This window comes from Pelomonas sp. CA6 (assembly GCF_022549225.1).
Classification (GTDB): domain Bacteria; phylum Pseudomonadota; class Gammaproteobacteria; order Burkholderiales; family Burkholderiaceae_C; genus Roseateles.
This window is the reverse complement of record NZ_JAKZFD010000012.1, coordinates 66961-84163: the sequence shown is the minus strand read 5'-3', so window position 1 is coordinate 84163 and position 17203 is coordinate 66961. Positions and strand designations below refer to the sequence as shown.

The 17203-nt window shown below is 73.1% G+C and carries 11 protein-coding genes; 5 read left to right on the top strand and 6 right to left on the bottom strand.

The window, feature by feature from the left end:
* Positions 1-71 precede the first annotated feature (71 nt).
* From LZ017_RS18855 to LZ017_RS18845, 3 genes are all read right to left on the bottom strand, one after another.
* Positions 72-1778, bottom strand: coding sequence for an AMP-binding protein (locus LZ017_RS18855; protein ID WP_374109954.1), 1707 nt, complete (start codon positions 1776-1778; stop codon positions 72-74).
* A 180-nt stretch (positions 1779-1958) separates the two neighbouring features.
* Positions 1959-4562, bottom strand: a complete 2604-nt coding sequence (locus LZ017_RS18850; protein ID WP_241398464.1) for a serine/threonine-protein kinase — start codon at positions 4560-4562, stop codon at positions 1959-1961.
* A 28-nt stretch (positions 4563-4590) separates the two neighbouring features.
* The gene (locus LZ017_RS18845; RefSeq protein ID WP_241398463.1) at positions 4591-5901 is read right to left on the bottom strand and encodes a tryptophan--tRNA ligase; all 1311 of its coding nucleotides are present in this window, start codon (positions 5899-5901) and stop codon (positions 4591-4593) included.
* Positions 5902-6070: 169 nt separating this feature from the next.
* Here LZ017_RS18845 and LZ017_RS18840 point away from each other — a divergent pair, with 169 nt between their 5' ends.
* Positions 6071-8329: a bifunctional diguanylate cyclase/phosphodiesterase gene (locus LZ017_RS18840; protein ID WP_241398462.1), complete on the top strand. Its 2259-nt coding sequence runs from the start codon at positions 6071-6073 to the stop codon at positions 8327-8329.
* A gap of 33 nt (positions 8330-8362) precedes the next feature.
* Here LZ017_RS18840 and LZ017_RS18835 read toward each other — a convergent pair whose 3' ends face one another.
* Entirely contained in the window at positions 8363-9394 is a 1032-nt protein-coding gene (locus LZ017_RS18835) for an aldo/keto reductase (RefSeq protein ID WP_241398461.1), read from the bottom strand.
* A gap of 103 nt (positions 9395-9497) precedes the next feature.
* On the opposite strand from LZ017_RS18835, the gene LZ017_RS18830 reads away from it, so the two are divergent.
* On the top strand, positions 9498-10430 hold the full coding sequence (locus tag LZ017_RS18830; RefSeq protein ID WP_241398460.1) for a LysR family transcriptional regulator: 933 nt from the start codon (positions 9498-9500) through the stop codon (positions 10428-10430).
* On the opposite strand, the gene asd is transcribed toward LZ017_RS18830, so the two are convergent.
* On the bottom strand, positions 10417-11256 hold the full coding sequence (gene asd, locus LZ017_RS18825; RefSeq protein ID WP_241398528.1) for an archaetidylserine decarboxylase: 840 nt from the start codon (positions 11254-11256) through the stop codon (positions 10417-10419). The genes LZ017_RS18830 and asd overlap by 14 nt on opposite strands.
* A gap of 149 nt (positions 11257-11405) precedes the next feature.
* Here asd and LZ017_RS18820 point away from each other — a divergent pair, with 149 nt between their 5' ends.
* Positions 11406-13685, top strand: coding sequence for an aminotransferase class V-fold PLP-dependent enzyme (locus LZ017_RS18820; protein ID WP_241398459.1), 2280 nt, complete (start codon positions 11406-11408; stop codon positions 13683-13685).
* Between the two features lie 10 nt (positions 13686-13695).
* Here the strand turns inward: LZ017_RS18820 and LZ017_RS18815 are convergent, their stop codons facing one another.
* Positions 13696-14649: an RDD family protein gene (locus LZ017_RS18815; RefSeq protein WP_241398458.1), complete on the bottom strand. Its 954-nt coding sequence runs from the start codon at positions 14647-14649 to the stop codon at positions 13696-13698.
* A 135-nt stretch (positions 14650-14784) separates the two neighbouring features.
* Between LZ017_RS18815 and LZ017_RS18810 the strand changes: the two genes are divergently transcribed.
* Positions 14785-16095, top strand: coding sequence for a UDP-N-acetylglucosamine 1-carboxyvinyltransferase (locus tag LZ017_RS18810; protein WP_241398457.1), 1311 nt, complete (start codon positions 14785-14787; stop codon positions 16093-16095).
* A gap of 103 nt (positions 16096-16198) precedes the next feature.
* Positions 16199-17134: a pseudouridine synthase gene (locus LZ017_RS18805; RefSeq protein ID WP_241398456.1), complete on the top strand. Its 936-nt coding sequence runs from the start codon at positions 16199-16201 to the stop codon at positions 17132-17134.
* Positions 17135-17203 lie beyond the last annotated feature (69 nt).

Below are 17203 nucleotides of genomic sequence, written 5' to 3'. Positions count from 1 at the left end.
AAGGCCTGCCGCGCCACCGGGCCTTACGCCAGGTCTCCCCAGGATCCCGCTGGACGAGGGGCCCACGCCACTCAATCCACCCAGACGACCCGGCTCTTGCGCCCCTGTTCCGCCCAGCCTTCCAGCCGCGCGCCAAAGAGCTCGTCCACGCGGTTGCGGCGGACCTTGAAGGTGGGGGTGATCAGGCCGTTGTCGACGGTCCAGGGGGTGCTGAGCAGCACCAGGCAGTCCAGGCGCTCGTGCGGGTCCAGCCGCGCGTTGACCTCGGCCAGGTGGCGTTCCAGCTCGGCCGTCAGCTGCTGGCGGCCGGCGCCGGTCGCGGCCTTCTGCACGGCCTCGGGCGACAGCATGGCCAGGCCCAGCGGCTGTGCCAGGTTGGCGCCCGTCACCACACAGGCTTCCAGCGCATCGTGCATCGCCAGCCGGTCTTCGATGGGCGCCGGCGCCACGTACTTGCCCTTGCTCGTCTTGAACAAATCCTTGACGCGGCCGGTGATGCGCAGGCAGCCGTCCTCGCGCAGCTCGGCCTTGTCGCCGGTGCGCAGCCAGCCGTCGTGGGTGAGCGTGTCGGCGGTCAGCTCGGGCTGCTTGTAGTAGCCCATCATCAGCGCCGGGCTCTTCATCTGCAGCTCGCCGGTCCGCGCGTCGATGCGGGTCTGCACGCCGTCGTAGGCCGGCCCCACGGTGCCCATCTGGTCAATGCCCGGCACGGTGATGTGGGAGACGGCCAGGTTCTCCGTCATGCCGTAGCCCTCGTTGATGGGCAGGCCCAGCCGGTGGTACCACTGCAGCAGCGCCAGCGGCATGGGCGCGGCACCGCCGGCCGCGATGCGGCAGCGCTCCAGGCCCAGGGCCTTGAGGATCTTGCGCCGGACCAGGCCGCCGATCAGGGGCAGGCCCAGCAGCAGGTCCAGCTTGCGCTGCGGCAGCCGGGCCAGCACGCCGTGCTGGAACTTGGTCCACAGCCGCGGCACCGAGAAGAACACCGTGGGCCGCGCGCGCTGCAGGTCCTCGGCAAAGGTGTCCAGGCTCTCGGCGAAGTAGATGCGCAGGCCGGTGCGCAGCCAGCCATGCTCGACCAGCACGCGCTCCACCACATGGGCCAGCGGCAGATAGGACAGCAGGCGGTCGTCGGTCCCGATGGGGATGCGGCCCAGCCCGGCGGCGATGGCCCAGGCGAAGTTGCCGAAGCTGTGCATCACGCCCTTGGGCGCGCCGGTGGTGCCGGAGGTGTAGATCAGCGTGGCCAGCTCATCGGCCGCGCGGGCGGGTTCGCCCACCAGCGGGCGGCTGCGCGCGCAGATCGCGTCCCAGTCCTCGTGGCGCTCGCGCACGTCGGCGGGCGACAGCGGGTAGCTGATGCAGGGCAGGCCGTCGGGCACGCCGGCGCGCATAGACTCCCAGCCGTCCAGCTTGCCGATGAAGAGCGCGCGTGACTCGCTGTGGGAGAGGATCTGCGCGATGGTCTCGGGCGCCAGCGTCGGATAGAGCGGCACGGAGACGTAGCCGGCCATCCAGATCGCCAGGTCGCTCATCAGCCACCAGGCGCAGTTCTTGGACAGGATGGCGACGCGCGCGCCCGGCTCCCAGCCCAACTCCTGACCCATGGCCCGCAGATGCGCGGCCATGCGCCGCACCTCGTCGGCGACCTGGCGCCAGACATAGTCCTTGACCGTGCCGTCGCCCATGGGCTGGCTCAGCGTCACCCGCTCGGGGGTTTCCAGCTCCCAGTGGTAGAGGCGCTGCAGCGCCAGACTGTCGGCGGGAATGCTGCCGATGACGGCCATGGGGGTCTCCTCTCGTTTGTGGTCGTGGCCCTGGGACGGACCCCGGCGCCTGGGCCTGAGGCTAGCGCGCCTGAGCCCCGTCCGGGAGGGGGTTTGCGACAAGCCTGTGCGCTCTAGGGGCGCCACTCCACGGCAGCCCCGCGTCGGAGCAGGCGCCGGGTTTGACGCAGGTCAGAACGCGGCCTCCGGCGGGTTGGCCGCGTCGCCGCGGGCGAGGCGGTCGCGCCAGGCGTCCAGCGGATGCGGCCGGCGCAGATGGCGCGGCCGCAGCGCGTCGGCGCGCGCCAGCGCGGCCTGAGCCTCGGGGGCCCGCTGCAGCACCAGGGTGGTGGCCAGGTCCAGCTGGGCACGCCAGCGCGGCGCCTGGTCGGGTTCGTCGATCGCGTCCAGCGCGGCCACGCGCTGCGCCAGCAGGCGGCGGCTGGCGTCCAGGTCGCCCTGCTGGCGCGCCAGCGCGCCCTGCAGTTGCTGCAGGCGGCTGCGCAGCGGTGCGCTGGTCTGCAGCACCGGCAGGGTCTGGATGCGCCGCGCCAGCTCCTGCGCCAGCGCGGGGTCCAGCGGCAGCGCGGCGCGCGCGAGGTTCAGCCAGGGTTCGGCGCGGTTGGGTCCGGACAGCCGCGGCTCGCGCTCCACGGCCTCGGCGATCTCGCGCGCCTCGCGCGCCAGCGCCGCCGGCTCGCCCGCGCCCAGCAGCGTGCGCGTCAGCAGCAGCTGGGCGCGCCGCGGCAGCTGCAGCGCCGGCATCTGCACGCCGCGCGCCAGGCTGGCGGCGAGCACCGCTTCGCGCTGGCGCAGCGCGGCGGCGTAGTCGCCCTGGTCCTGCCACCAGGTCGCCAGCTCGTTGCGCAGGCCCAGCGCGGTCTCGCTGTCCGGGCCCAGCACGCGGTCCATCTCGACGGTCAGCGCGTCCACCTCGCGCTCGAACGCCATGGGCAGCAGGCGGCGCATCTGCATGGTCAGCAGCCCGCGGCGCTGGGCCAGGACCTCGACCGAATCGGTCTTCATGCCCGCCGCCCAGGCCGGCCGCGCCTGCTCCAGCACCGCCTGCGCGTCGGCGAAACGGCCTTGGGCATAGCGCAGGATGGCGATCTTGTTGAGCACCGCCACGCGCGCCATCGAGCCTTCGGGCGTGGCCCGCGCGTTGACGGCCACCATCTCCGGTTCCAGCGCCTCGGCCTCGGCGAAGCGCCCGGTCTTGGTGTAGGCGACGAAGAGCATTTGCAGCAGCGCGTTGTAGTCGTCCGAGTCGTGCGCCCAGTGCCGGCGCGCCGGCGTCTGCAGCGGCGCGACGAGTTCGATGACGCGGTCCACCAGCCCGGCGGCGTTGTAGGTGCGGGCCAGCTGCATCTGCGCTTCGAGCACGCGCGCGTCGTCGGCGGGCCAGAGCGCGCGCAGCTGCTGCAGCTGGCGCTCGCCCAGTTCGATGGCCAGGTCCATGCGGCCCTGCGCATGGTAGACATGGGCCAGCACGCCCTGCAGGTCGGCGCGCAGCTCGGCGTCGCCGGCAAAGCGCTGGTCCAGTTCGCGGCGGCTCTTCTCCAGCAGGTCCAGCACGGTGGGTGGCCGGCCGCCATGTTCGTTGGGGTTGGCGCTGGACAGCAGGTCGCCGAGGTATTCCACCGCCTGCTGGCTGCGCCGCGCCGCCTGCTCGGCGCGCTGCCATTGCCACAGGCTCAGGCCCAGCCCGGCGGCCAGCGAACCCAGCACCAGCGCGCTGCCCAGCGCCAGCCCGGCATGGCGGCGCAGCCACAGCCGGGCGCGGTGGCGCCAGTCCTCGCCGCGCACGCTGACCGGTCGATGCGCCAGCCAGGCCTCCAGGTCGTCGATGAAGGCGCGCATGCTGGGATAGCGCTCGGCCGGGTTCTTGCGCAGCGCCTTGGCCACCACGGCGTCCAGGTCGCCGCGCGCCAGCCGGTGGTCCGGCGGCAGGCCCGGCCCGCTGCCGCGCGCGCCGACCGTGGGTCGCGTGTGTGCCAGGCGCAGCGGTTCGGTGTGCAGCACCGCATGTTCCATCGCCAGCGGGCTGGCGTCGCGCCCGGCATAGGGCAGCTCGCCGCTGAGCAGCTCGAACAGCATGACGCCCAGCGAATACTGGTCGGCCGCGGTGCCGATCGGGCCGCCCAGCAGCTGCTCCGGCGCCGCATAGGCGGGTGTCAGGCGGCGCCCGGCGACGCGGGTCAGCGCGCTGTCGCGCGGGGCGCCGGTCTCGTCGTCCAGCAGCGCGGCAATGCCGAAGTCCAGCAGCTTGGGCTCGCCGTCGGGCGTGACGATCACATTGCCCGGCTTGAGATCGCGGTGCACGACCAGCTGCGCATGGGCGTACTCGACCGCGCGCGCCACGCCGATCAGCAGGCGCACGCGCTGCGCCACCGACAGCCCGCGCGTGGCGGCATGGTGGGACAGGGTCAGCCCGGGCACATGCTCCAGCACCAGGAAGGCGGTCTCTCCCTCCAGCCCGGCGTCCAGCAGGCGCGCGATGCCGGGATGGCTCAGGCGGCCCAGCAGCGCGCGCTCGCGCGCGAAGCGGGCGGCCAGCCCGGGGCCGGTGATGTCGGCGCGCAGCAGCTTGACCGCGGCATTGGCCTCGTAGAGCCCGTCGCTGCGCCGCGCCAGCCAGACCTCGCCCATGCCGCCGATGCCGATGCGCTCGATCAGCGACCAGGCGCCCAGGCGCATGCCGGCGTGGGGCTGCACGTCGGCGGCGGGCGCGCCGGCCTGCGCCGCGCCCGCGGGGGTCAGGCCTTGCGTGACCGTGGGCTCGGCGGCGGGGTCCATGGCATCAGCGCGCGCCGGCGGTCGCGCCTCAGGCGCCCTCGGCCGCCTGCAGCGCGGCCAGCGCGTCGGCGAGCTGCTGCTCGCTGACCTGCTCGCCGCGGCTCACCGGCGCCTGCGCCAGCGCACCGGCGCCGTCCTTCTTCAGCCGCGCCACCCACTGGCCGGCCTCGCGGCCCTGGGCCAGGCCCTGGCTCTGCAGCAGCAGCGTGCCATCGGCGGCGAGCAGCTTGAAATAGAACAGCCCGTCCGCCTCGCGGTACTGCTTGAACTGCGGCAGCGCCGACTTCTCCTTCACCACCTGGGCCTTGGCCACCAGCGGCTGGAAGCGGCGCAGGCCCACGGCCTCGCGCAGGCGCTGCAGCAGCGGCGCGGCGATCGCGCGCGCCTTGGCCGCGCCGTCCATCAGGATGGCCTCGATCTTCTCGGGGTTGGCCATCAGCGCGTCGTAGCGCTCGCGCATGGGTCCGATCTCGGACTCGATCAGCTCGAACAGCTGCTGCTTGGCCTCGCCCCAGGCCAGGCCGGCGCGCAGCTGGGCGCGGAAGGCCTCGCGCTGGGCCGGCGTCGCGAAGGCGTCGTAGATCTGCACCAGGTGCGAGCCGTCCGGGTCCTTGGGTTCGCCGGGCGCGCGCGAGTCGGTGACGATGCGCGCGATCGCATCCTTCAAGGCCTTGGCGCCGCCTTCGAACAAGGGGATCACGTTGTCGTAGCTCTTGGACATCTTGCGGCCGTCCAGCCCCGGCAGCAGCTCCATCTCCTCATCGATGCTGGCCTCGGGCAGCACGAAGAACTCCGTGCCGGCCGCGCCGCCGAACAGGTGGTTGAAGCGCTGCGCGACGTCGCGCGCCATCTCGATGTGCTGGACCTGGTCCTTGCCGACCGGCACGCGGTGGGCGTTGAACATCAGGATGTCGGCCGCCATCAGGATGGGGTAGCAATACAGGCCCATGGTGACGCCGGCGTCGGCGTCCTCGCCAGCGGCCACATTGGCGTCCACCGCGGCCTTGTAAGCGTGGGCGCGGTTCATCTGGCCCTTGGAGGTCACGCAGGTCAGCAGCCAGCTGAGCTCGGGAATCTCCGGAATGTCGCTCTGGCGATAGAACACCACGCGCGAGGTGTCCAGGCCGGCGGCCAGCCAGGTGGCGGCGATCTGCAGGCGCGAGGCCTCGATGCGGTCGGGCTCGTCGCACTTGATCAGCGCGTGGTAGTCGGCCATGAAGAAGAAGCTCTCCACGCCGGGCTCGCGGCTGGCCGCGATGGCGCGGCGCACGGCGCCGACGTAGTTGCCGAGATGCAGGGTGCCGGTGGTGGTGATGCCGGTCAGGACGCGCTGGGTCATGGTCAGTCTGTGCTTCGGATCCGCGGAATGCTGCCCGCATTGTCCCAGAGCCGGCCGCGCCGCGGAGGCGTGGCTTGGCGCCCACGCCGCACGCCATTCGCCCACGATTCAACGCCACGGCGGGGCCGCCTTCCCCTAGCATGCGGTGCCAGGGGAGAGCCAAGCGCTGATGACCGAACTGCTGCTGATCAGTTCCGCATTGCAGACCTTGCTGGGCGGCGCGCTCTATGCGCTGTGGCGGCTGCAGGGCCAGCCACATGTGCGGCTCTGGGCCTGGAGCAATGCGCTGCTGGGCCTGGGCCTGGCGCTGGGCGTCGCGCTGGTGGACCCGGCGGTGGGCAAGCTGCGCCTGGAGCTGCAGGGGCTGGCGGCCGCCACCGCGATGAGCGCCTCGCTGTACTGCCAGCTGGCCGGCGCCGCGCTGTACAGCGGCCGGCCCTGGCGGGCGCGCCACGGCATCGCGCCGCTGGCCGTGGCGACGCTGGCGATGGTGCTCAGCGCCAACGCCAGCCTGGAGGCGGCGATCTGGGTCGGCGCGCTGCTGATGTGGGCAGGCAACTGGCTCTGCGCCTACTGGCTGTGGCCGGCGCGCCACCTCAGCGAACGCGTCGTCGTGGTCTGCTATGGGGCCGCCGGGCTGGTGCACCTGAGCGGCCCGATGCTGCATCCGTTGAGCCGCTCCGCCATCACCCATGCGTCGGGGCTGATGGTGCAGACCACGCTGGCGCTGGCGCTGATCCTGGTGTCGGTCGTGCGCGCGCAGCGCGAGGCGCGGCTGCAGGCGCGGCGCTTCCAGCGCCTGGCCGACGATTCGCTGCAGGCGCTCACCGTGCTGCGCCACGAGCGCGTGCTCTATGCCAATCCGGCGGCGATCGCGCTGTTCGGCTACCGCGACCTGGCGCAGATGATGCAGGCCGACCTGTTCACCGAGCAGGTGCCCAGCGACGCCCAGGCCGCGGCGCGCGAGCGCCATGCGCGCGTGCTGGCCGACGCCAGCGCGCGTTTCGAATGGGAGGCGACGCGGCTGGCGCGCGACGGCCGCCAGGTGCATGTGCGCTGCCTGTCCGGCCAGATCGAATGGGACGGCGAGCCCGCCGAGCTGCTGCTGATGCTGGACGACACCGCGCACCAGCAGGCGCTGGAGCAGCTGCGCCGCCAGGCCCACCAGGACGAGCTGACAGGCCTGCCCAACCGCAACTTCGTCGTCCAGGCCCTGCAGCAGATCACCACGCGCACCACGCCCTGCGCGCTGATCTCGGCCGACGTGGACCGCTTCCAGCTCATCAACGAGAGCCTGGGCCACGAGCGCGGCGACCTGCTGCTGCGCGCGCTGGGCGAACGACTGCTGCACCGGCTGCCGGCGGAATCGCTGCTGGCGCGGCTGGGCGAGGACCAGTTCCTGGTGCTGCTGGAGCGCGCCGACCCCGACTCGGCCGCCGCGCTGGTGGAACGCATCCAGCAGATGCTGGACCAGCCCTTCAGCGTCGGCGGGCATGAGCTCTTCGTCCACCTGTCCATCGGCGTGGCCCTTTACCCGCGCGATGCGCGCGACGCCGCCGGGCTGCTGCGCGCCAGCGACAGCGCGCTGCACCGCGCCAAGGCGCAGCCGGGCCAGGCCTGCGTCTTCTTCGATCCGGCGATGCAGCAGCATTCGCAGGCGCGCCTGCAGACCGAGCAGGCGCTGGGGCGGGCGATACGCCAGCACGAGTTCCTGCTCCAGTACCAGCCCAAGTTCAGCGCCGGCACGCGCCGCCTGGCGGGCTTCGAGGCGCTGGTGCGCTGGCAGCCGCCCGAGGGGCCGCGCATCAGCCCGGCCGACTTCATCCCCGCCGCCGAGCGCACCGGACAGATCCGCGCGCTCGGGAGGCTCATCCTCGCCATCGCGCTGGAGCAGATCGCGCGCTGGCGCCGCGACGGGCTGCCCGAGGTCAGCGTCGCGGTGAACGCGTCGCCGCTGCAGTTCGAAGACCCCGGCTTCGCGTCCGAGGTGCTGGCGATGCTGCAGCAGCATGGCGTCGCGGCAGAGGCGCTGGAGATCGAGATCACCGAAACCGCCGCGGTGAACCGCATGACCCTGGTGCTGCCCCAGCTCGCCCAGCTGCGCCAGGCCGGCGTGCGCATCGCGCTGGACGACTTTGGCACCGGCCAGTCCTCGCTGACCATGCTCCGCCGCCTGCCCATCCACAGCATGAAGCTGGACCGCAGCATGCTGGCGCCGCTGCCCGACCCCGACGCGCTGGCCATCCTGCGCGCCAGCTGCGTGCTGGGCCAGTCGCTGCGCCTGGACGTGGTCGCCGAGGGCGTGGAGACCGAGGCCCAGGCGCGCGCCGCCGAGGCCCAGGGCTGCACCCACCTGCAGGGCTACCACCTGGGCCGGCCGCTGGACGCGCAGGCCGCGGGCGCGCTGCTGGCGGCCTCGGCTGACTGAACCGGGCCGCGCGCGGGCCAGGGCCCAGCCGGGCTACGCCTCGATGCCCACCCAGCCCTGCTCGGTGTAGCGGTCGCCCTGCACCTGGCCGGGCGCGAACAGCGTATCCAGGCGGGCCAGCGTCCCCGTCTCCAGCACCAGCCGCGCCGCGTCCCAGTTGCTGCGCAGATGGCGGCTGCGCCGCGTGCCGGGGATCACCAGCGCATGCGGCTGCTTGTTCAGGATCCAGGCCAGCGCCAGCTGGGCGGGCGCCACGCCCAGCTCACCGGCCAGCACGGCCAGCTCGCCCGCCAGGCGGCGGTTGTGCTCGCCGGCTTCGCCGCTGAAGCGCGGCAGCTGGCGGCGGAAGTCGTCCGGGGCCAGGTCTTGCGCCGGCGGCAGCGCGGCGCTCGCCAGGGCCCGGCCCAGCGGGCTGTAGGCGACGAAGGCCACGCCCAGCTCGCGCGTCAGCGGCAGCATGCGCGCCTCGGCGCCGCGCTCCCACAGCGAATACTCGCTCTGCAGCGCCGCGACCGGATGGACCGCGTGCGCCCGGCGCAGCGTCTGGTCGCCGACCTCGGACAGACCGATCGCGCCGATCCGGCCTTCGCGCACCAGCGCGGCCAGCGCGTCCATCACCGTCTCGATGGGCACCGCGGGATCGCGCCGATGCACGTAGTACAGCCCGATCCGCTCCACGCCCAGCCGCCGCAGCGAGGCCTCGCAGGCGGCGCGGACGTAGGCCGGCGAGTTGTCGATGTGGCGCTCGTAGGTGCCGGGCGGACGCTGGATGCCGAACTTGGTGGCCAGGCAGACCTCGGCGCGGCGGGCCGGACCCAGCTCGGCCAGGAAGCGGCCCAGCAACTGCTCGTTGTGGCCGGCGCCGTAGGTGTCGGCGGTGTCGAAATGGCGCACGCCCAGCTCGAAGGCTTCGTGCAGCGTGGCCAGCGATTCGGCGTCGTCGTGCGCGCCGTAGAACTCGCTCATGCCCATGCAGCCCAGGCCCAGCGCGGGCAGGGCGCGGCCGGCGAGCGGCCGTGTCGGGACGGGAAGCGGGGATGGGACCTGCGGGTTGTCGAGAGGCATGTGCAACTCCATGTGAAGAGGCCGCCATGCTGCGCAACAAGACCCGCCGCGGGCAGTCCCGCGGCGCTGCACGGGCTGTTCAGCCGCGCTGCACAATGCGCGCGTGAATCATCTCCCTTCCAGCGCGCCCGACCTGCCGGCACTGCGCGTCTTCGTCGCCGTCGCCTGCCAGCGCAGCTACCGCCAGGCCGCGCTCGCGCTGGGCCTGACGCCGTCGGCGGTGAGCCAGGCGGTGCGCCGGCTGGAGCAGCAGCTGGGCCTCACGCTGTTCGCCCGCAGCACGCGCAGCGTGGCGCTGACCGAGGCCGGCGCGCGCCTGCTGCAAGACCTGACCCCGGCGCTGCAGGGCCTGGACGCCGCTCTGGCCGGCGCCGCCGAGTTGCGCGAGGGCCTGCAGGCGCTGCGTGGGCGGCTGCGCCTGAGCGTGCCGCGCAGCGCCGCCCGGCTGCTGCTGGCGCCGCTGGTCGCCCGGCTGTGCGCGCGTCATCCGCAGCTGGAGGTGGAGCTGTGCGCGCAGGACGCGCTGGTGGACATCGTCGAGCAGGGCTTCGACGCCGGCGTGCGCTTCGAGGAGCGCCTGCCCGGCGACATGGTGGCGCTGCCGCTGGCGCCGCCGCAGACCTTTGTCGTCGTCGCCCATCCGGCGCTGCTGGCGGACCGCGCCGCGCCGCAGCACCCCAACGAACTGGCGGGCTGGCCGGCGATACGCCAGCGCATGCCCAGCGGCGCGCTGCTGCGCTGGGAGTTCGCGCGCGGCCCGGAGCGCCTGCTCGTCGAGCCGCAGGGCCGGCTCACGCTGGACGACCAGGCCGCCGTGCTGGCCCATGCGCTGGAGGGCGCGGGGTTGGCCTATGTCTACGAGTGCGCGGCGCGTCCGCTGCTCGATCAGGGTCGCCTGGTGGAGCTGCTGCCGGCCTGGCGCGCGCCGGGCACGGGGCTGTGGCTCTATTACCCCAGCCGCCGCCAGGCCAGCCCGGGTCTGCGCGCGCTGATCGAGCTGCTGCGCGAGGGCGACACCGGCCTCAGCCGGCCATGAGCTCGCCCAGGCGCACCGGGCCGCCCGGCTGCCAGCCGGGATTGAACTGCAGCGGCCCCTTGGGGAAGAGCATCACGACCGTGGAGCCGAGCAGGAAGCGGCCCATCTCCTCGCCCTTGGCGAGGCGGATCTGCTGGTCTTCGTAGTGCCATTGGCGCACCCGCCCTGGCCGCGGCGGGTTGACCACGCCATGCCACACGGTGGCCATGGAGCCGACGATGGTGGCGCCCACCAGCACCAGCACAAAGGGGCCCTGCGCGCCTTCGAAGACGCAGACCACGCGCTCGTTGCGCGCGAACAGACCCGGCACGCCGCGCGCGGTGGTGGGGTTCACCGAGAACAGGTCGCCCGGCACATGGATCATGCGCAGCAGCCGGCCGGCGCAGGGCATGTGGATGCGGTGGTAGTCGCGCGGGCTCAGGTACAGCGTCGCGAAATGGCCGTCCTGGAACTGCGCGGCCAGTTGCGCATCGCCGCCGACCAGCGCGGTGGTGCTGTAGCCGTGGCCCTTGGCCTGGAAGATCTGGTCACCGGCGATGGGGCCGAACTGGCTGATCGCGCCGTCCACCGGGCAGATCAGCGCGGCGTCGGCGAGCGGCCGCGCGTCCGCCTTCAGCGCGCGGGTGAAGAATTCGTTGAAGCTGGCATAGGCGGCCGGGTCGGGCTCGGCGGCCTCGGCCATGTCGACACGGTAGCGTTCGACGAAGCGCCGGATGGCCCAGGTGGTCAGCGCGCCGGCCTGGGCGCTGGCGAAACGGCCCGCCAGGACGGTCAGCAGCCGCTTGGGCAAGAGGTATTGCGGCAGGACGGCAAGGCGGTCGGACACGGCGGTGGGCATGGGGATGGGCCAGAGGGAGCGCGGATTGTATCGACCGCCCCCCACGGGCGGCCTGCGTGCCGGCCTCCGCGACCCGGGGTCTTCCCTGAGAGCCTGGCCGCTACCATGTCGACCTCATCGCGCCGCTGCCGCCGACCATGGAAATCTATCTCGACGCCAATGCCACCACCCCCGTCCTGCCCCAGGCGCGCGCCGCCGCGCTGGCCGCGATGGACCAGGACTTCGGCAATCCCAGCAGCATCCACAGCACCGGGCTGAAGGCGCGCGCGCTGATGGACGCGGTGCGCGCGCGGGCACGGCGCGTGCTGCAGCTGGAGGGCGGGCGGCTGCTCTTCCTCAGCGGCGCCACCGAGGGCATACAGACCGCCGTGCTGTCGGCCCTGAACGCGCTGCGCGAACGCCGCGCCAGCGGCGACACGCGCGCGCTGACCCTGCTGTACGGCGCCACCGAGCACAAGGCCGTGCCCGAGGCGCTGAAGCACTGGAACCAGCTGCTGGGGCTGGACCTGCCGCTGCGTGCCATCCCGGTGGGCCGCGATGGCCGCCACGACCTGGACTGGCTGCGCGCCGAGCTGCCACAGGCCGGCCTGGTCTGCACCATGGCGGCCAACAACGAAACCGGCGTGATCAGCGACCTGGACGGCATCGCCGCGCTGCTGGACGCGCAGCCCGGGGACTTGCGCCCGCTATGGCTGGTGGACGGCGTCCAGGCGCTGGGCAAGCTGGCGCTGCGGCTGGAGGCGCGACGCATCGACTACGCGCCCTTCTCGGGCCACAAGCTCTATGCGCCCAAGGGCATAGGCCTGCTCTACGTGCGCGACGGCGCGCCGTTCACGCCGCTGCAGGTCGGCGGCGGCCAGGAGGGCGCGCTGCGCTCGGGCACCGAGAACATGTCCGGCATCGCCGCGCTGGGCGCGGTGCTGGCGGCGCTGGAGGAGGGCCGCAGCTTCCGCGACGCCGCAACGCTGGCGCAATTCCGCGCCCGCCTGACGCAGGCCCTGCAGGAGGCCTTCCCCAACCTGCAGTTCAACGCGCCGCAGGCGCTGTGCCTGCCCACCACGCTGAACTTCTCGGTGCCGGGGCTGCCGGCGCGGCTGCTGATGGACATGTTCGACGCCGCCGATGTGCGCGTCAGCGGCGGCTCGGCCTGCAGCGCCGCCAAGGCACAGCCCAGCTATGTGCTGGAGGCCATGGGGCTGCCACCCAGCCAGACCACCTCGGCGCTGCGCCTGTCCTTCGGCCCGGCGGCGGACGAGGACTTCATCGCCGAGGCCTGCGCGCGCATACGCGCCTGCGGCGAGGCGCTGCGCGAGAACTGCCTGAGCATCGAGGACAACCACCCGCTGCCGGCCGACGGCGTGACGCGCTTCGTCGTCGACGGCGCCTGCTGTTGGCTGGTCGCCGATGCGAGCCGGCGCCGCTGCGTCGTCATCGACCCGCTGCCCCAGCTCAACGAACGCCTGGCCCAGTGGCTGCGCTGCCAGGGCTACCAGCTGGCGGCGGTGCTGGACACGCACACCCATGCCGACCACGAGTCCTCCGCGCAGGCGCTGCGCGAGGCCGTGCCCGAGCTGCTGCAGGGCGGCACGCCGGACCTGCTGGGCTGGCCGGCGGCGCAACAGCGCCTGGAGCTGGGGCGCTGCTGGCTGACCCGGCTGGCCATCCCGGGCCATACCGACGATTCGGTCGCCTATCTGCTGCACGACGAACACGGGCTGCGCATGGCCTTCAGCGGCGACATCGTGATGCCCGGCCAGCTGGGCCGCAGCGATTTCCCGCACAGCGCGCCGCTGGCCTACCTGGACTCGATCAAGCGGCTGGCCGCCGCGGTGGGCCCGCACGGCCTGCTCGCGCCCGCGCACGACGAGGACCACCGCTTCGCCACCACGCTCAGCGCCGAGGCCGCGCAGCAGCCGCTGCTGGGCCGCGCGCTGGCGGGGCAGATCGAGGCCGCGGCCTTCGCCGCCGAGCTGACCGCTCTGAGCGAACAGGCGGGGCTGCCGCGCTGCGGCCCCATGGCCTGCGGTGCCGGAGCCGCGACGCAGGCTCCGCCGCCTCAGGCGCTGAGCCTGGACGGCTTGCGCGCGCTGCTGGAGCGCGCGCCGCACACCTGCGTGGTCGACGTGCGCGAACCCTATGAGCAGCGCCTGAGCCAGCTGCCGGAGCTGCCCGGGCTCGCACGCGCGCTGTCGGCGGTGCCGCTGTCGCGCCTGGTCGATGCGCTGCCGCAATGGCTGGCGCTGCCGGCCGAGACGCCGCTGGTGTTCTTCTGCCGCAGCGGCAACCGCAGCGCCCAGGCCGCCCAGGCCTTGCGCCGCCTGGGCCACGAGGCCGCCTACACGCTGGCCGGCGGCGTCGCGCTGTGGCCGCGCACGGCGGCGGCGGACGCGTCACTGGACGCCGCGCTGCTGGTCTGAGCCTGGCCGCTCAAGGCTGTGGCTCCATGGCCGGCGGCAGCGGGTCCAGCTTGAGTCGCGCCGGGTTGCGCAGGTCGATCACCGCTGTGTGCGCGGCCTTGTCGTGCAGGCCCTGGCGGTTGGCGTCCCAGAGGATCTGGGCAAAGCCCAGACCGCCGGTGGCCATGCCGGCGGCATAGCCGCCATAGCGGCGCATGTTGAGCATCAGCGTGGCCGGCTTGCCGGTCAGCTCCACGACCTTGAGCCCCATCAGCCGCTTGCCCGGCGTCTGGCCCGGCCAGACCAGCGGCCACAGCACGAAGTAGGCGAGCGCCCAGGCCAGGTTCAGGCCCACCTCGTCGACCCAGCGGCGCAGCTTTTCGCGCGGGTCCAGCACCGCCTCGGCCTCGAGCCGGCGCAGCCGGGCCTTGAGTTCGGCCGTCGCCTCGCGCTGCGCCTGCAGTTCCAGCTGCAGCGCCTGCTTCTCGTCGGCCGTCCCGGCCACCGCGCTGGCCGCCACCTGCAAGGCCTCGCGGGCGAGCCGGTGCGATTCGCCGGCCGTTCCGTCGTCTTTGCCGTCGTCCTCGGCGTCGGCGCGGGTCGCCGCCGCGGCCGATGCCGCCTGCTCGGTGGGCGCGCCCGACGCCGCCTTGGCGCGCCGGCGCGGACCGTCGTCATCGCCGGACAGGCTGGTGTAGAGCCCCAGCGCCAGCAACGCGACCACCGGCAGCCAGCCGGCCAGCGTTGCCCGTCCCTGTGGCGCCAGGCGCTGCAGCCGGTTCCAGCGCCAGGCCGCCCAGGCCAGCGCCGCCAGCAGCACCGAGCTGCCCTGCGACAGCAGCCCCAGCAGCGCCAGGTCCACCCCCATCGCCAGCGCGCGGCGCCAGGGCTGCGCCAGCGGCAGGCCCAGCAGCGGCGGCGCGACATTGAGGTCCTCGGGCGTGATCCAGGCCCTGGGGTCGGTCTCGGCGGAAGTGGAGCGCATGAAGCAGGCAGCGGGCAGTCGGTCCGGCACGCATTGTGGCGGTGTTACGGGCCGGGACAATCGCGCCTTCCCGGGGTCCGGCGGGCGCGGGCACGAGGGCCGATAATCGGCGCGTTCCCATCGCGCCCGCGCTCCATGTCCAATCTGATCGTCCACGGCGGCACGCCCCTCAAGGGCCGCATCGTCCCGTCCGCCAACAAGAACGCCGTCCTGCCCATCCTGTGCGCCACGCTGCTGACGCGCGAGCCCGTGCGGCTCAAGGGGGTGCCCGAGATCACCGACGTGAAGAAGATCCTGGAGGTCTTCCGCAAGCTGGGCAGCACGGTGGAGATGGACTTCCAGACCGGCGTGCTGGACCTGCACCACCGCGACACCCATTTCGACCCGGCGCAGGACCACCTGCCCGAGGAGATGCGCAGCTCCATCATGCTGGTGCCCGGCCTGATGGCGCGCTTCGGCGCCGCGCGCATTGAGGACGACGTCAAGGGCTGCACGCTGGGCGCGCGCGAGATCGACCCCCATGTGGAGGTCTTCCAGCGCTTCGGCGCGCGGGTGGACCGGGCCAGCGACGGCCTGCTGCTGACGGTGGACGGCAAGCTGCAGGCCAACGACCACTGGACCGATTACGCCTCGGTCACCACGACCGAGAACTTCGTGCTCTGCGCTGCGCTGGCCGACGGCCGCTCCACGCTGATGAACGCGGCCAGCGAACCGCATGTGCAGGAGTTCTGCCGCTTCATGCAGATGCTGGGCGCGCAGCTGGAAGGCCTGGGCACCTCGCGGCTGACCATCCACGGCGTCGAGCGCCTGGGCGGCGGCGAGTTCAGCTTCGCCGAGGACTTCCACGAGATCGTCACCTTCCTCGCGCTGGGCGCGATCACCGGCGGCGACGTGCAGGTGAAGAACTCGCAGCCCGAGCAGTTCCCGCTGATCGACCGCACCTTCGCCAAGTTCGGCGTGCACATCGTCCACGAGGACGGCTGGTCGCGCGCCGAGGTGGTCTCGCCCGATGGCCGGCTCAAGGTCAAGGAGCCCTTCACGCGCAACATCCTGCAGAAGGTCGAGGCCGCGCCGTGGCCCTATCTGCCGGTGGACCTGCTGCCCATCTTTGTCGCGCTGGGCGTGAAGGCCGAGGGCAGCGTGATGTTCTGGAACAAGGTCTACGACGGCGCGATGGGCTGGACCTCGGAGCTGTCCAAATTCGGCGCGCACGCCTTCCTGTCCGATCCGCACCGCATGGTGACCTTCGGCGGCAAGGCCCTGACACCGGCCGAGGTGGAGAGCCCCTACATCATCCGCGTCGCGATCGCGCTGCTGATGGTGGCGGCCAGCATCCCGGGCCGCTCGGTGATCCGCAATGCGACGCCGATCCGCCGCGCCCATCCGCACTTCGCCGAAAACATCGGCCGCCTGGGCGCCCGCATCGAATGGGTCGAGGGCGACTGAGTCCCGACATGCGGCGCAGGGGGTGGGCGCGTCGCGACGAGCAGGAATCCCAGCGCCTGCCGCGCCATCTGAACGAACGGGCCCGCGGCGGGCCGCAGATCGAGTGAGCCGGCCCGCGCGCCCCGCGCTGCCGCTGCGCGATGGTGTGGCCGCCAGTTCGCTGGCCTGCCCGCCGGGAGCGTGGCCGCTGCTGCTGGACTTCATCGCCGAACGCCTACCCCTCGTGGCGCGCGAGGACTGGGCCCGGCGCATGGACCGCGGCGATGTCGTCGACGCGCAGGGGAAGCCCCTGGCGGCCGCCACGCCGTACCGCGGCGGCCAGCGCATCCACTACTGGCGCTGGCTGGAGGCCGAGCCCGAGCTGCCCTTCGAGGCGCGCGTCCTGCACCTGGACGAGCACCTGCTGGTCGCCGACAAGCCGCATTTCATGCCGGTCACGCCCAAGGGGCGCTGGGTGCAGCAGACCCTGCTCACGCAGCTGCGGCGCCAGACCGGGCTGGCGGAACTGAGCCCCATCCACCGGCTGGATCGAGAGACCGCCGGCCTCACGCTGTTCAGCGTGCGGCGCCAGGACCGCGACGCCTACCAGCGCCTGTTCCGCGAGCGCAGTGTGCTCAAGGTCTACGAGGCCATCGCCGGCTGGCGCGCGGACCTGGCCCTGCCACGCCTGCTCAGCTGCCGGCTGGAGGAGCATCCAGAGGACTTCATGCAGATGCGCGCGGTGGCCGGCGAGCCCAACGCGCTCACCCGGCTGGCGCTGATCGAGCGCCTGCCCGGGGGCTGCGCGCGCTACGAGCTGCGGCCGCAAACCGGCGCCAAGCACCAGCTGCGCGCGCAGATGTGCCTGCTGGGACTGCCGATCGACGGCGACCGCATCTATCCAGTGCTGCAGCCGGTGGAGACAACACCCGACTTCAGCCGGCCGCTGCAGCTGCTGGCGCGCGAGATCGCCTTCACCGACCCGCTGGACGGCCGGCCGCGCCATTTCCGGACCGGGCTGCGGCTGGCGGGCCACGACGCCGCCCTCTGCCCCGCCTGACTCAGGGGTTTGGAGGGTCCGGAGTTTCCCGGAGGGGCGCTCAGGGAACCATTGTTGCTGTGCACAATG

Coding starts and splice junctions, on each gene's coding strand:
- LZ017_RS18850 (WP_241398464.1), bottom strand. CDS start 4,562: ATGGACCCCGCCGCCGAGCCCACGGTCACGCAAGGCCTGACCCCCGCG.
- LZ017_RS18845 (WP_241398463.1), bottom strand. CDS start 5,901: ATGACCCAGCGCGTCCTGACCGGCATCACCACCACCGGCACCCTGCAT.
- LZ017_RS18840 (WP_241398462.1), top strand. CDS start 6,071: ATGACCGAACTGCTGCTGATCAGTTCCGCATTGCAGACCTTGCTGGGC.
- LZ017_RS18835 (WP_241398461.1), bottom strand. CDS start 9,394: ATGCCTCTCGACAACCCGCAGGTCCCATCCCCGCTTCCCGTCCCGACA.
- LZ017_RS18820 (WP_241398459.1), top strand. CDS start 11,406: ATGGAAATCTATCTCGACGCCAATGCCACCACCCCCGTCCTGCCCCAG.
- LZ017_RS18815 (WP_241398458.1), bottom strand. CDS start 14,649: ATGCGCTCCACTTCCGCCGAGACCGACCCCAGGGCCTGGATCACGCCC.
- LZ017_RS18810 (WP_241398457.1), top strand. CDS start 14,785: ATGTCCAATCTGATCGTCCACGGCGGCACGCCCCTCAAGGGCCGCATC.